General features: G+C 40.1%; 8 protein-coding genes. 5 read left to right on the top strand and 3 right to left on the bottom strand.

Annotation, left to right across the window (positions count from 1 at the left end; genetic code table 11):
• Positions 1-273 precede the first annotated feature (273 nt).
• From LFUMFP_RS09985 to LFUMFP_RS00715, 3 genes are all read right to left on the bottom strand, one after another.
• On the bottom strand, positions 274-399 hold the full coding sequence (locus LFUMFP_RS09985) for a hypothetical protein (RefSeq protein WP_269843909.1): 126 nt from the start codon (positions 397-399) through the stop codon (positions 274-276).
• 251 nt (positions 400-650) lie between these two features.
• Positions 651-1,523 (bottom strand): fructokinase ScrK, encoded by an 873-nt coding sequence (scrK, locus tag LFUMFP_RS00720; protein WP_106482855.1) that lies wholly within the window; start codon positions 1,521-1,523, stop codon positions 651-653.
• An 86-nt stretch (positions 1,524-1,609) separates the two neighbouring features.
• Positions 1,610-3,010, bottom strand: coding sequence for a polysaccharide deacetylase family protein (locus tag LFUMFP_RS00715; protein WP_106482854.1), 1,401 nt, complete (start codon positions 3,008-3,010; stop codon positions 1,610-1,612).
• 929 nt (positions 3,011-3,939) lie between these two features.
• On the opposite strand from LFUMFP_RS00715, the gene LFUMFP_RS00710 reads away from it, so the two are divergent.
• From LFUMFP_RS00710 to LFUMFP_RS00690, 5 genes are all read left to right on the top strand, one after another.
• Positions 3,940-4,554, top strand: a complete 615-nt coding sequence (locus LFUMFP_RS00710; protein ID WP_106482853.1) for a WxL domain-containing protein — start codon at positions 3,940-3,942, stop codon at positions 4,552-4,554.
• Positions 4,555-4,620: 66 nt separating this feature from the next.
• Positions 4,621-5,649: a WxLIP family cell surface protein gene (locus tag LFUMFP_RS00705; protein WP_106482852.1), complete on the top strand. Its 1,029-nt coding sequence runs from the start codon at positions 4,621-4,623 to the stop codon at positions 5,647-5,649.
• A gap of 21 nt (positions 5,650-5,670) precedes the next feature.
• Entirely contained in the window at positions 5,671-7,929 is a 2,259-nt protein-coding gene (locus tag LFUMFP_RS00700) for a hypothetical protein (RefSeq protein WP_106482851.1), read from the top strand.
• 385 nt (positions 7,930-8,314) lie between these two features.
• Positions 8,315-9,946: a collagen binding domain-containing protein gene (locus LFUMFP_RS00695; RefSeq protein ID WP_106482850.1), complete on the top strand. Its 1,632-nt coding sequence runs from the start codon at positions 8,315-8,317 to the stop codon at positions 9,944-9,946.
• Between the two features lie 24 nt (positions 9,947-9,970).
• On the top strand, positions 9,971-14,662 hold the full coding sequence (locus tag LFUMFP_RS00690) for a SpaA isopeptide-forming pilin-related protein (RefSeq protein WP_106482849.1): 4,692 nt from the start codon (positions 9,971-9,973) through the stop codon (positions 14,660-14,662).
• Positions 14,663-14,794 lie beyond the last annotated feature (132 nt).

Below are 14,794 nucleotides of genomic sequence, written 5' to 3'. Positions count from 1 at the left end.
TCTGTAAAAACAGACTCATGAACGATTCTCCTTTTGTTTTTCGCAAGACGCTCACCTCCTAGAGTCAATATTTGATTGACAGAGTCCGGCGTTTTGCATTGACGGCTACATATCCAATTACGTTTTTGGGTCAGAATTTTCTTCATAGTTTGAAATTTATTTTGTTTAGTAATCGTAGATAAACATGCTATACTAAAACCATGCAAAAGAGGCAAGGTGTCGTCCAACACCTCGCCTCACGTAGTCGCATTGCAAATGGTGATTAGCCGCTAATTAGCGGCTTTTTTTATTGCGATCAATTAAATCTTGGATCTGTTTCCAGATGACCAAGATTAGCTTGACCGCAGCAAGAATCTGTAAAAACAGACTCATGAACGATTCTCCTTTTGTTTTTCGCAAGACGCTCACCTCCTAAAGTCAATATTCGATTGACAGAGTCCAGCGTTTTTCATTGACGGCTACACATTCAATTACGTTTTTGGGATTAAATTTTCTCAATTTCTAAAATGTTTTTTGTTTTTAATAGCGTTCTAGCACTCATCAATCTCCGTTCAAATCAAAATAACTGATTATCCTTAGTTCGGGATAATCAGTTATTTCAACTTGGTACTCAATTGATAACCGAGTGCTGTCACAGCTTATTTTCAATTTTATGATTGTAATTCTTTTAGGCCTAACGCGAAATTACCAAGGGTCGCGGAACCGTTGTTGGCAATTGCGGGGCGGGTAATGTATTGGTCGAGTGGTGGTAATTCGACATAACCGTTCAATTGTTCAGTCACAGATTGCCGCACTTTATCTAATAACATATTGTTAATGACGCTGCCCCCGAAGACGATTTTAGCGGGACGCACGATTAAAGTTGCTTGAATCACAGCTTGAGCAAGATAGTAAGCTAAAATATCCCAAACGGGGTCGGTTAACGGTACGGTTTCACCTTTTTGACCAAGACGGGCTTCAAAAGTCGGGCCGGCAACTAGGCCTTCTAAACAATCGGCGTGGTAAGGACAGATGCCTTTAAAATCTAAATCGGATGGGTGTCGTTTAACGAAAGTGTGGCCCATTTCAGGATGACCGATACCGCCTAGAAAATGGTCATCCATGACGGCCCCAGCACCGACGCCGGTGCCGACTGTGTAGTAGACGAGTGATTGGATTTTTTCATTAGATAGTGTGGACATCACGTATTCGCCATATGCGGAACCGTTAACGTCGGTGGTCCAAGTTGTTGGGACGTCGAAAGCGGCTTTGATTTGACCTAACAAATCAGTGTTATGCCAGTTAGGCTTCGGTGTGGTGGTGATGTAGCCGTACAAGGGATTATTTTTGCGAATTTCGATGGGGCCGAATGAGGCGATGCCCATTGCGTCTAATTCGAATTGTTTAAAGTATGCGATGACGGCCTTGATGGTTTCGTTAGGAGTCGTAGTTGGAATCGAGACTTGATCTTGGACCTGATAATTTTCATTTCCGACGGCACATACAAATTTAGTGCCACCTGCTTCAATACTGCCAATTAACACGATAAATCCTCCTTGGATGTAAACGGTTTTTGAAAACGCTTATCCTGATTATACCGCGAGTTGAGTTGACTGCCTAGTACTGATTTTTATTTTAAAGTACGATGATCGCCGACTTTAAAAATTTGTTGTTGCGGCGTTAGCTGGTGGTCGAATAAAGCATCCACCGTGGTAAAATGGTAGCCTTTCGCTGTGAGCTGTTTAATCAATTCTGGCAAGGCTTGATTCGTCACATCGGTCGTGTGCAATAGGACGACATCGCCGCCACTAACGCCCGCCAAGACGTTACTCGTAATCGTCGGTGCATCAATTGTGGTTGACCAATCTTGCGAATCAACGCTCCATTCGATGAATGGTCGTTGAGTGGCTTGAGCAAGTTGTGCGTTGGCCGTATCAAGTGGTAATCGTTGGTAAGCTGGTAGTTTACCGGTTGCTTGGTAGAAAGCCTGATTAGTTTTTAGAACGTTGGCTTGCCAGTCCGCTGTGGCCATCGTAGCGGGATTATCATCGCTAGCATAGGTTTGCGTGCCGACGCCTTGATGAGCTGCTATGAGCGCTTTTAGAACGTCTGGATGGGCTTTGACACCCGCACCGGTGGTTAAAAAGGTTGCCGAAATATTGTTATCCGTTAAGGTTTTCAGAATCGCTTCGGTAACTTGGGGTTTCAACGTTGTATTAAACGTTAAGGCGATGGCTTTTTTGCGTCCTTTAATGGCGGTCGCCTGGTGATCAGAGGGAACGTAATCTGGGTTTAGATAGGGGCCAACTATTTCTAATGGTAACTCAATTTTAGTGATTTTTAATGGATTTGAATTGAAGTGTAACGTTAAACCGTCAGTGGTATAGTCAAATTGATCACTGAAGGTCAGTTGTTGCAGTTTTTGAACAGCGTCCCAATCAGAATTGCGATCTTTGATGAGCTGGTCGATTGCAATTTGTTTGAGGGTTGCTGTCGTTGAGGTGTCTTTAGCCAACGCCTGTAAAGTGACCGGTTTAGTTTGATCGCTTAAATTATAGATTTGTTCAGAAGCATCTAAATGATCCAATTTTTGATAGACTGTTTTAAAGCCTTTGTTAGTCACGCCGTAAGCTGCTGCTGATAATTTAAACGCGTAAGTGTCGTCTTGAATGTTAGTGCTTTGATAAGTCACATAAATCGTTAAACGTTTAATCGCCGGTTTTTGTTGGCTCATTTGTTGATAGAGCTTGTCACCCAGTTTTTTGGATTGATCTAACAGTTCAATCGGTTGGTTCTGAGTGTTCTCAGGAATAAAATAATAGACCTTTGCCTGCGGTTCCTGTTGCAAATACGTTTTAAACGCCGCGTATTGCTCGCTGGCATCGCTGTGATAAGCCTGTAAAGTGGTTTGTTGTTGTTGTTTCAAGTTTGTGGTTTGAGCTTTTTGACTAAAAAAGCGATTTTCGAAATAGAATAATGGTATTGCGATAATAATAAGTGCCAATAAGATTGCCTTTTGCCATGTGCGCATGAATTTCCCCCCAAAGTAATCGATAGCTTAATTATACTGAATCTAGCGGTGAGATAAAAGCCTGAGTATCGACTAACCGTTACTGTGCTTGACGGTGATTAATTATGAGTAAGTAAATTATCGAATTATTAGGAAACGAATGGGTAAAACAGTTAACTCACGTGCAAAATTAAATTGTACGCGTGACAGTTAAGCGATTTAGCTAACCTAATTAAAGATAGCACAAGCAGTTAAATTTTGACGAATACTATTAGAGCAAGTCGAAATCAACTCTACATGAATTAGATAATTGTCCCAAATGAAATAATAGACAAAATAAATTCTTTTGCTAAATAATCGTCTGCAATTAATGGAATATTCATTTTATAGAGGTTTAATCGAAAAAAAGTGAATTTGATTAACATTGTTTATTAATTATTAACAAATTTAGCAAAATAAATATTTTTAAATCGTAACGTTGATATGACAATATTTTTAATGAATTCAATATTAATTATATTAACAATCATTGAATCGTAATGATATCTAAAAGGGATGAGACGTGCAAATGAGAAGTTAAAATATGGTAATAATGAATATTATTTCAAAAAAGTGATGACCATTTACGGCGAAATGGGTTTCAATTTGTTTTATTTATGTATAAATATGTAAGGTAGATAGGGTGCGTGGTCGTATTGGACCGATTTAGAGGATTATTAACCGATTTTATTGGGTAATATTTGTATTAAATTTAAGGGCTAAATGGTCTGCCAGAAATAGCTGAAATGATAATTGAATGTTTAAAATTTAAACACCGTTGCGATGAATGATAAACCAGTTGAACTAATTGTCTTTTGATAAAAATTAAGCTAAAATTATTTCAATTGGGCAGGTTTATAGCGATAACGGTATAGACCCCGCTAACTATTTAATTTGGGGAGATATCCATCATGCAATTGACAAGAATAACGTTATTAGCAACAACAGTCCTAGCTGCAACGGTATTGGGCAACACGGTTATCGCACATGCAGATGACACAACGGATGGTAAAACGACGACAAGGGCCAATTTTACGGTTAATCCTGGGACGTTAAGTTTAGTTAGTGTTCCAACGGAAATTAATTTTGAATCCGCGACTTTGGATCAATTGTTAGCAACAAAAACACCATCGTTAGCAATGGACGCCAAAACGTCTGTTAATCCAACCATCGTTGTCCAAGATTACCGTGGAACCGGTTCGGAATGGAATCTAAAGGCTAATGTGTCTAGTTTTAAGAATGGTTCAAGCACGGTTGAAGGAACGATGACACTAGCTGGTACGGCCGACTTGGCGAATACAGATGCCGTTTCAACATTCAATGGTGGAACAATCGGCAGTGGTGATTCGTTAGTTTGGAGTGCCAAAGAGGCTAATACTAACGGGATTGATCAGGCTACCGAGACTTTGGGTTCTGGTACTCAGTTAGATTTAACGAATAAAGAAGGTCTGCAGAACGGTACGTATAAAGGCACTATGACGTGGACATTAGCAAATGATCAATCAAGTGCGGTAAGCCAAGGTTAAAATGATGGCAATAAAAGGGTTGGCAAAAGTGCCGGCCCTTTTTTAGATGACTAATAAGGAGCATAAATGCGTAATCAACGACAATTCAAATTAATATTAAGTAGTTTACTTTTTTTCATGATGCTATTTGGCGGCGTTCAAACCGTTCGAGCTGCGGGTTCTGGTTTTACGGTTACGGCTAATTTGCCGAGCAATCAATATAATCAAGCCGTTAGTTATTTTGACGTTTTAATGGCGCCGGGGGCTAAACAAACTTTCACAGTGACCGTTAAGAATTTAGAGAATCAATCGAAGACCATCAAGGCCGAGGCCAATACGGGGTATACGACTGATGATGGTCAAGAAAGTATGAATCGACATGAATTAGGCGTGCTATCAACTGCGCCGTATCAGTTCAATCAGATTTTTGGTGATGTACAAAAAATAACTTTAAAACCCAATGAAACGAAGCAAGTCACTTTCACGGCGCAAATGCCAGCGAAGGCTTATTCGGGGATTCTAGAAGGTGCCTTTTATTTCGAAGATTTAGCAGCTGGTCAGGCGCAAGCAACGAATCAAGCTGGGTTCAGTATTAAGAATAAATTTGCAATGGGCATCGGCGTGATTCTCCGCGAAAGCGCGACGGTCCATGCGCAACCGAAATTACAGTTGCAAAAAATCAAATTAAGTCAGAACAATCAATCCAACCCAGCTATTCTGGCACAATTGATGAATGATCAACCGGCAACAGTTGGCCAATTAACGATTGATGCGATCGTTACGGAAAAGGGGCAACCGAATAAAGTCCTTTTCCGCCAAAAACAAACGAATCGCAGTATGGCGGCCAATTCTCATTTTAATTATCAAATTCCCGTTGGCGATCAATGGTTAAATCCGGGTCAGTACCGAGTTCATTTAGTGGCTAGTAACAGTCAATATCGTTGGACGTTTAATCAAAATTTCACGATTAGCTTAAAACAAGCAACTCAAATCAATCGGCATAATCAACGGTTTAATTGGTTCTGGTGGTTGTTATTGGCAATCGTCATCGTCTTATTAGTATTAGGTTTAACTTACTATTTAGGGACTAGAAAACGCGTCAAGAAAGAACGCTAGAATAATCCGAGGGGGAGAAATATGCGAGTCGCACAGTTTAATAGATGGTTAATGGCTTGTTTGCTCGCAACGACGTTTCTTTATTTAAGCGGTCGTACTGTTGTTGTACAAGCTAGTGATTATGACGATAATTTACCGATTCCAGTCACTAAAGACGGTCAAGATAATTACCCGCTGGGTGTCGCCTCGTATTACGGGGTGTTCGCGGGAGGGGATTTGACGGTTGGAACTAGTAATGTTGAACAATTAGAGGGGCGTTTTGCTAGTCAAACATTCAATGTGTTCGAGGGCGCTTATAATAATGGTGCTAAATATTTTGAAGTGGCTAAAGCAGAACCTGTGATTGTTTCAAATAAGGTCGGCGATAATGCTCTTAGCATGGTTAACGCGCGCTATCGGTTTGCAGAAGGCAACGAGAATCAAATTGTTGCTAATAATGTGGCGGTTGCGATTAAGAACAATCAATTAGGTCAGTTTAAACTAAAGTATCCTTATCCTGAAATTGATAATAGCACCTTGAAAAGTCGAACAAGTACGAGTTTGGTATCAGAAGTGACGGATTTTAAAGATAATCAAAGTAAATTAATCGGTGCAGTTAGTCGAGATGGTGATGATTCTTCTTACTTCACCGCAGCAACGGAACAATTGAAAAAGATTAGTGCTTTCTATGCAAGTTTTACTTCGGAAGAAAAACCGGTCAGTTATAGCAAAGACACCGTTGATTCAGCGAGTGTCATCGGTGGGACGGGGGCTAATCCGATTGTTAACATTAATTTGAAGACGGGTTATACAGAAAATTATGCTGAACACCCACCCTTGATTTTTGTGAATTTATCGGGTAAACCGACAAATGTGACCATTAATATCACTAACCAAGATGCGACTATTAAAAGCACGAAGGCGATAGGGAACAGTGACTATGAAACCTATGCATATAGTCCGTATATCTTTTTAAATTGGACGAAAACACCAGATTTTACAGCAGACAGTCAATATAAGATTATTGTCAACGGCACGGCTAATCCAGATGATGGTACGAATAGGATTAATAAGTTGATTTCTGGACATATTATGAACAATTTTGCGAATGCAACTGGTGAGTTCAAAGTTGAGGGGCAAGATGTTAAACAATTGATGGCAGGGACAATTTTAACGCCCAATGTTAGTCAATTTACGTTGGCCAATCGTGGCGATGGGGCTAATTTTTTTGGTAATATTATTACGGGTGGCAAGCTCTTAATTGAAAATAATATTACAGCAGAACGTTCATTGGCGAGTCATTTTGACGCTGACGGGTTGAGCACCGATACGATTGAAAAACTGGATCCGAATAATCCAGCTAATTTACCACAACAGTTAGCGTCGGTGATTCTTAAGAATGGCAATCAGCAACAAACGGTTAAAAGTAATCAAACTGTTACTTTTAATTATGATGATGCAACCAGTCATTTACAGCCGTTACCGAATTCGGGAATTCAAACAACGGTCAACATCACGAATCCGGCTGATCAATATCATCTATTCTATCGAGTAATCACGAATGGAAATAAAGGGAAATGGCATCAATATCAAGCCAATCTAAGTGGCGAATCGGTGACGATTCCGGATCTAGAAGCGGTGTTATCGAAAGATTCAGACTATCAAATAACGCCACAAAGCAGTGGGGCGATCGCCAGTGTCTCGAATGTGATGGGCTATCAAATGCAACGTCAAAATCAAATTGAATTCGGAATAGCACCGACGACGGTGACCACGGCTGATTTAGATACGACCGGCAGTCAGTTGAGTAGTCAATTGACCTTTAACTTGGCGATGCAAGGGAGGTTGCAAGTTTCGGTGCCTAATTCATTAGATTTTGGGACAGAACAACTCGGACAAACTGGTCATAGCGATGTCAAAATGTTGTTGAATACGATTAGCTTAAAACAATTAAAAGTGGCCAATCATGGAACGGCACAACAACCAGAAATAGCGGTTTATAATCCATTACAAGCGCAGTACCAATTGCATTTAGGTCGATTGACGGCAGGGGACTCGCCATTCAATTTGCCGAATAATTTATTGTATCAATTGAGTGGTGAAACGAGCGGTTATATACCTATGGTCGATCCAAATAATCAGAGTCCAATTGGGGTTATGGCGGATGCTGGGATTGGTGGTCATCGTTCTGTTCCGGCTATTGTTAGTACACAACGATATTTGTATTTTAGATTGCCGTTCAGCAATCACTATTCAGTGGGCACCTATACCGCTGATTTCAATTGGCGATTATCAATATAACTATTATTATTTACTAATATATAACATTTAAAAAACCGAATCGATGGTGAAGATAGTCGATTCGGTTTTTTTGTGCAATTAATAAAAAATCCGGAAACTCAATAATATCAATATCTGATAACCATTTTTATGAAATTGAACATTGTAAACAGTGTTTACGATGTCTGGCGTAAATGATATACTGCCGTTATCGGCTGTTAAGGCCTAATACTATTATGTTTTTAATAATAATTATGTTAATGGATTTTGAATATAAATAGTTTTAAATTAAATTGTATACCAGTTAATTTTGCAGATATATGACAATTGATTAGTTGTGTTTAACAACTGCAGTGCTAAAATGAAAGCAAGTTCTACTAATTGTAGCTTGTAATGGAGGGGTATCATGGAAAAGAAAAAGGGTTGGAGTCGGTCTATCTTTATATTAATGGCGTTAATAATTATCGTTCAATATTTGGCGACACCGGCAATAGTTGTAGCGGAAACAATTGCGCAACGAACAGATTATGTTCAGTTGAAGAAGTTGCAGGTTAAGCAATCGACGACACAGACGGTTGATGCACAACTTGAGACACAGGTGAATAACCAAACGGATACTGAACAAACTGAGGCGATTCAAATCGATGATGCCCATATTTTAGACGTTAAACAAGCTCAAACGCTTGCTGGCGTTAGTTATACGATCAAAGACAATCAAATTGAATTGAGAATTGCGCCCCAAACACAAGGAACGTTGGACTTGAATTTGAAACTAGATCCAACAATTCTAAAGAGCCAGACAACTTTAGTGGCGCACTTAAATCAACAACAAGTGACGGCAGAATTGACGGATAATCAAGTTAGTTCAAGCTCGACAAGTAGTACGACTAGCCAGAGTGAATCGGTTAAAACTGACAGTCAATCGGAATCGACAGTGACGACTAGCTCAAGTAGTTCGGTTAAAGCAGTCGTTAAAACTAAACAGGAAAAAGCCACAGCTCAAGATATTCGTGATCTGTTAACTCAGGCAGGAATTGATCCAGCAACGATTATTGAAAGTGCAACGGTGACTTATTTAGACAAGAATGGTGATCCATATCAGGATCAAACCGATGTGCCAATTGATGCACAAGTCCACGTTAACTATACTTGGTCAATCCCAGAAGAAGTATTACAAAAGATGCAAGCTGGCGATTATTTTGATTTTAAATTACCAGATGGGGTTGAAATCAAAGCGGGTAGCGGTAAGTTAGGTGAATACGGGACGTATACGGTTAACGCGGATGGTACGGTTCATTTTGAATTTAATGATAAAGTCGACACTGATCATGATATTCATGGGACGTTTGATTACGATGCTAAATTTGATAAGACGATTGGAACTGGGGATATCGTCATTACGACGCCAACGGAGGAACATTTCCCGGGACAACCCGTTCATGTTCGACCAGATTATGACCAAGCAATAGATAAGGCGGGTCATTTTGATAAGACACCTAATCCGGATCAAGTGATTTGGGAAGTTAATATTAACCGACCATTAACGACGATGACCGATGCAACGATTACTGATCCAATGCCCAATGGGACTAAGTTTGAGAGTGTTGCGATTTATCCGATTAAGGTGGATGCACAAGGTAATGTCATTAAACCAATCGATAAAACGCATCCGTTAAAAGAAGGCACTGATTACCGTGTCGATGCGCAAGGCAAAGTCACTCTGATTGGCCAATATGCCGAAACAAATCAAGCTTTTCAAGTTGTATATACCAGCAAGATTGACGATGATGTCAAACCAACTAACGGTGGCGACGTCACTTTCAAAAACACGGCGGTCTTGGATGATGGTGTGACCGAATCCGATGCTTCAGCTAGTGTCACGGCTGAATATAAAAAAGCATTAACGAAATCGGGTCCCACTTCGACTGGTGAAAATCAAGAGTACAAATGGGAAGTTGATTACAATTATAATGAAGTATTGCATCATAAAGGTGCTTATATTGAAGATACAATGGGTGATGGCTTAACGTTAAATTAAGATAGTATCGTGTTGCATAAAGTAATGTTTGATAATGACGGTAAGCCAGTTGAAGGGGCGGCGTTGGTTGAAGGCGTTGATTACAAGTTAATCCCGGATCCTAAAAATCCCAATAAGTTTAAAATTGAATTTTTAAAAGATATTGATTACGCGGTTAAAATTGATTACACAACGAAAGTTGACGGTTACGTCGATGACCCAACTAAAATTTCGAATAAGGTCACGAATGATACGGGTGAAGATGCCCATTCAGAAGGGACGGCTAACCAAGAAGGTATTGTTAAAAATATCGATGGAAGTGTTGATTATACGAATCGCGAAATTCCGTGGAAAATTGATATCAACAATGCCGGTTACATGATGGAAAATTGGCATTTAACCGATACGTTATCAAAAGGCCAAACGTTTTTGGCAGATAGCTTCCAAATCATGGATAAAACGACGAAACAAGTTGTGCCAGCGAATCAATATACACTGGTGGCGACAGCCGATGGGTTTACCGTAGCGTTTAAAGAACCGTTAAAATCAGGCACTGATCACCAATATCAATTGACTTACAAGAGTCATTTTGAAACAGGGTCGATTGATGATGGGACTGGTCATGAAGGGGATGTGACGTTTAACAACGGGGCATCAATGGATTGGCAAGATGCAAATGGTGGCAAACATCATAATGAAACCGATGAGAATTTTGACCCCAAACCCGCTTTTAAATACAATGGTCAAAAATCGGGTGATTATAATGCAACGTCCAAGAAAATCACTTGGACCGTGGCGGTCAACTATAATCAACAAGAATTGAAGAACGCAACGATTGTTGATCCAATTTCGGTGAAACAAAACTATGTCGATGGTAGTGCACATCTTTATGAAGCAACGATTAATAAAGATGGTTCGTACACTTTAGGCAGTGAAGTTCAAAACGCCAAGATTACGGAACCAACAAAGTCGAAGTCAGAAGTTAAAGTTAATTTACCAGAAGGCAGTCATAAAGCTTATGTTTTAGTCTTTGAAACCAGTTTGGCTGGTGAATTAATTGATAGCGAACAGTACAAGAATACGGCAAACCTCACGAATGACGGGACTTCACATGATTTAAGTGCCAGCGTTGAAGCCCAACATTCTGGTAGTATCATTGAAAAGACGGGGGAACAAGATCCCGATGATAGTAGTTACGTTAAATGGGATTTGACGGTCAATAGTTCCGGTTCAACGTTAGATAACGTGCACGTCAAAGATACACCGTCAACGAACACTTATGTTTCAAAAGAGGATGTCGTGGTTTACGGTACTAAAGTCGATAAAGACGGTAAGATTGAAAAAGACCCTAGTCGAATTTTAAAAGAAGGTCAAGATTACACGTTAAGTATTACGACCGACAGTACAACTGGGCAACAAACGATTAAAGTTGATTTTTTAAATCAAATTAAAACACCGTACATCATTGAATACCGGGGTTTGATTACGTCTGATAAAGCCAATGATACGGTCAGCAACCACGCGTCAATTGTGGCTGAAAATAATAAAGTAATCAAACAAGAAACTGAAACTGACACGTCAGTGATTGTCAGTGGTGGTTCGGCAGAAGGTTCTAAAGGGTCCGTTACGTTGGTTAAACAAGGCCTAGAGGGTCAAAAATTAGCCGGTGCTCATTTACAATTATGGACAATCGGTAAAGACGGTCAAAAAGATAAATTGGTCCGTGAGGGTGATACAAATGCCGCGGGTCAATTAAAACTCGGCAATCTGCGGGTTCAAGACTATCTATTGGTTGAAACCAAAGCACCAGCGGGATACACGATTAGTGACGAATTATTAAAAGGTAAAAAAATCACGATCCAAAAGGATACAGAAACCAATACGTTTGGGATTCAAAAAATTACGAACCAACCTACCAAAGTGACGGTGCATAAAAAAGGTGAATTGGTGAATAATGCTGGGCAAACCGTACAATCCGCATTGGCGGGGGCCGAATTTGAAGTGCGGGATGCTAAAAATAAAGTGGTTAAAGGCTACGAACGATTAGTCACGGATAAGAACGGCCAATTAACGATTGAAAATTTAAAACCAGGTCGTTATCAATTGGTTGAAACCAAAGCACCAGCCGGTTACGTATTAGATGCGACGCCAATTAGATTTGTTGTTCGTCAAAAAGACAATGGTCAAATTCCGAATGTCGATTTAGGCGACAAGATTAATTACAAAGGGGCCGCGCAATTAATTAAGAAATCAGAAACAGGTCAAGTATTAGCTGGGGCTGAATTCAAGGTTGTTGATGCAAAGGGTCAAACGGTTCAGGCTGGGTTGAAATCAAATCAACAAGGTCAAGTAACGGTTGAAAATCTAGCACCAGGAAATTATCAATTTGTCGAAACCAAAGCACCAACCGGTTATCTGCTAAATACGAAGCCGGTTTCGTTTACAATTGAGGCTAAGTATCAAGGCAAACAAACCGTGATGGCTAATGATAATTTTGTCAATTATCGTGGGAGTGCCGAATTAGTTAAAGAGAATAAAACCGGTCAAAAATTAGCGGGTGCCGAGTTTAAAGTTGTTGATGCCCAAGGTAAAACAGTTCAAACGGGATTAACGTCGAACGCTAAAGGGATTGTGAAGGTCACTGATTTAACGCCAGGTGACTACCAATTTATTGAAACCAAAGCACCAACGGGTTATCTATTGAATACTGATCCAGTTGATTTTACGATTAAGAATCAAGCAAACGGAAAACCAAGTGTGGTACAGGTCGCCAAAGCCTTTATTAATTACAAAGGGGCTTTCCAAATCGTCAAAATTGATACAAGCTTCCATACGCTAAAAGGCGCTGAATTTACGTTGTACGACAGTCAAAAGAAGCCGCTGAATAAAAAAGTAATCAGTGATAACCTTGGGGTCGTTAAATTTACCGACTTAGCGCCAGGAACGTATTATTATCAAGAAACAAAAGCGCCTAAATTAGATGGTCAGCACGATTATGTCGTGAATGACAGTTTAATTAAAGTGGTCATTCCTGATAAATTTGCGGGTGATCCCCAAGTTTTCAAATTAGGTTATTTCCAAAACTTTAAGGGTAAAGCAGCAATCACGAAGATCGTCAAAGATGGTCAAGTGGCGGGCGCCGAATTCGAACTTTATCGGATTATTGACGGTGAAGAAACATTAGTCAAGAAGATTGTTGTCCCTGAAAATGGTGTGTTGAATATTGATAACTTACCAGTCGGGAACTATAAAGTAATTGAAACTAAGGCAGCGCCAGGGTGTCTATTAAATGCGCAACCCGTTTACTTTGTCGTTACTAAAAATGATGATCAAAACCAAGTGATTGATAACTTGAACTTCCCTAATTATCAATCCGTGATTGAAGGTCAAAAAGTCAACGAGCACAAAGAAGGTTTGGCGGGTGCTGTTTATCAAGTTTTCAAAGCAGATCAAAATAACCAACCGACCGGTGCGGCGTTAGAAGTTTATGATGCTAGCGGTCAAAAGACGACTCAAATCAAGACTAATAAACTCGGCAAATTCCTGTTTAAAGGGCTTGAAGTTGGTCGGTATGTGATGGTTGAAACCAAAGCGCCAACGGGGTATATTTTGGATACGACGCCTAAAGCCTTTACGATTGAAGCACAGATCGGTCGTCCAGACGTCGTCAATTTAGGCTCGTTTATTAATTATCATGGGAATGCGCAATTGATTAAAACGGACGCTAAAGGTCAAAAATTAGCGGGTGCGCATTTCAAAGTGATTGATGCTAATGGTCAAACGGTTAAGGGTTTAACGGATATCGTTTCGGATAATCAGGGGGTTGTTAAAGCCACTGATTTAATACCTGGCACTTACAGTTTCGTTGAAACTAAAGCGCCAACTGGCTATCTTTTAAATCAAACGCCAGTTAAGTTTGAAATTAAAGATAGCGCGGCTGGCAAACCAGAAGTGGTCACTGCGAGTGCCCAGTTCATTAATTATCAAGGTGATGCGAAGTTAATTAAGACCGATGTTGATGGTCAAAAGTTAGCGGGTGCGCATTTCAAGGTGATTGATGCTGATGGTCAAACGGTTAAAGGTCAATCTGATTTAGTTTCAGATCACCAAGGCTTAGTGAAAGCAACTGGTTTAGCACCAGGCACATATAGCTTCGTGGAAACCAAAGCACCAACCGGTTATGTTCTCAATACAACGCCGGTTAAGTTTGAGATTCAAGCGAGTGTTGTTGGCAAACCAGCAGTGGTCACTGCGAGTGCCCATTTCATTAATTATCAAGGAAGTGCAACGTTAATTAAGACCGATGCCAATGGTCAAACATTAGCAGGTGCGCATTTCAAGGTGGTCGATAATGACGGTCAACCGGTTAACGGTTTATCAGACGTTATTTCGGATAAGCAAGGCATTGTAACCGTGCAAAACTTAGCGCCTGGAAAATACAGTTTCATTGAAACTAAGGCACCAACTGGTTATGTTTTAAAGACGTCACCAGTTAACTTTGAGATTCAAGCCAGTGCGAAAGGAAAACCAACAACGGTTAACGTTGGTCGCTTCGTCAATCAACGGGTACCGCATAAGGTTAAACCTAACAAACCTAATCAGCCAAAACAATCTAACAAAAAAGGATTGTTACCACAAACAGGTGAAGACTTTATGAAGGCAACTGTTTGGATTGGACTTGGGTTAATCATCATTGGCGGCGCTGTGTATTATTATCGCCGTAAGAAAAATGATTAAATAAAAGCATTGAAATAAGCACTTAATCCTCCTAGACGGTGAGGATTAAGTGCTTATTTTTTGGATACTCAGAAGTTAAACGGCTGAGTTAGCGCTCTAAACGCGTTCCTGTACTTAGCGACGTTTCGCAAA

Origin of the sequence: Latilactobacillus fuchuensis, assembly GCF_900258455.1 — a bacterium.
GTDB classification, from domain to species: Bacteria; Bacillota; Bacilli; order Lactobacillales; family Lactobacillaceae; genus Latilactobacillus; species Latilactobacillus fuchuensis.
This window is presented reverse-complemented; position numbering and strand designations above follow the sequence as displayed.

What these genes read in the sequence shown, in the direction of transcription:
- LFUMFP_RS00715 (WP_106482854.1), bottom strand. Translation starts at nt 3,010, where the DNA reads ATGCGCACATGGCAAAAGGCAATCTTATTGGCACTTATTATTATCGCA.
- LFUMFP_RS00710 (WP_106482853.1), top strand. Translation starts at nt 3,940, where the DNA reads ATGCAATTGACAAGAATAACGTTATTAGCAACAACAGTCCTAGCTGCA.
- LFUMFP_RS00705 (WP_106482852.1), top strand. Translation starts at nt 4,621, where the DNA reads ATGCGTAATCAACGACAATTCAAATTAATATTAAGTAGTTTACTTTTT.
- LFUMFP_RS00700 (WP_106482851.1), top strand. Translation starts at nt 5,671, where the DNA reads ATGCGAGTCGCACAGTTTAATAGATGGTTAATGGCTTGTTTGCTCGCA.
- LFUMFP_RS00695 (WP_106482850.1), top strand. Translation starts at nt 8,315, where the DNA reads ATGGAAAAGAAAAAGGGTTGGAGTCGGTCTATCTTTATATTAATGGCG.
- LFUMFP_RS00690 (WP_106482849.1), top strand. Translation starts at nt 9,971, where the DNA reads ATGTTTGATAATGACGGTAAGCCAGTTGAAGGGGCGGCGTTGGTTGAA.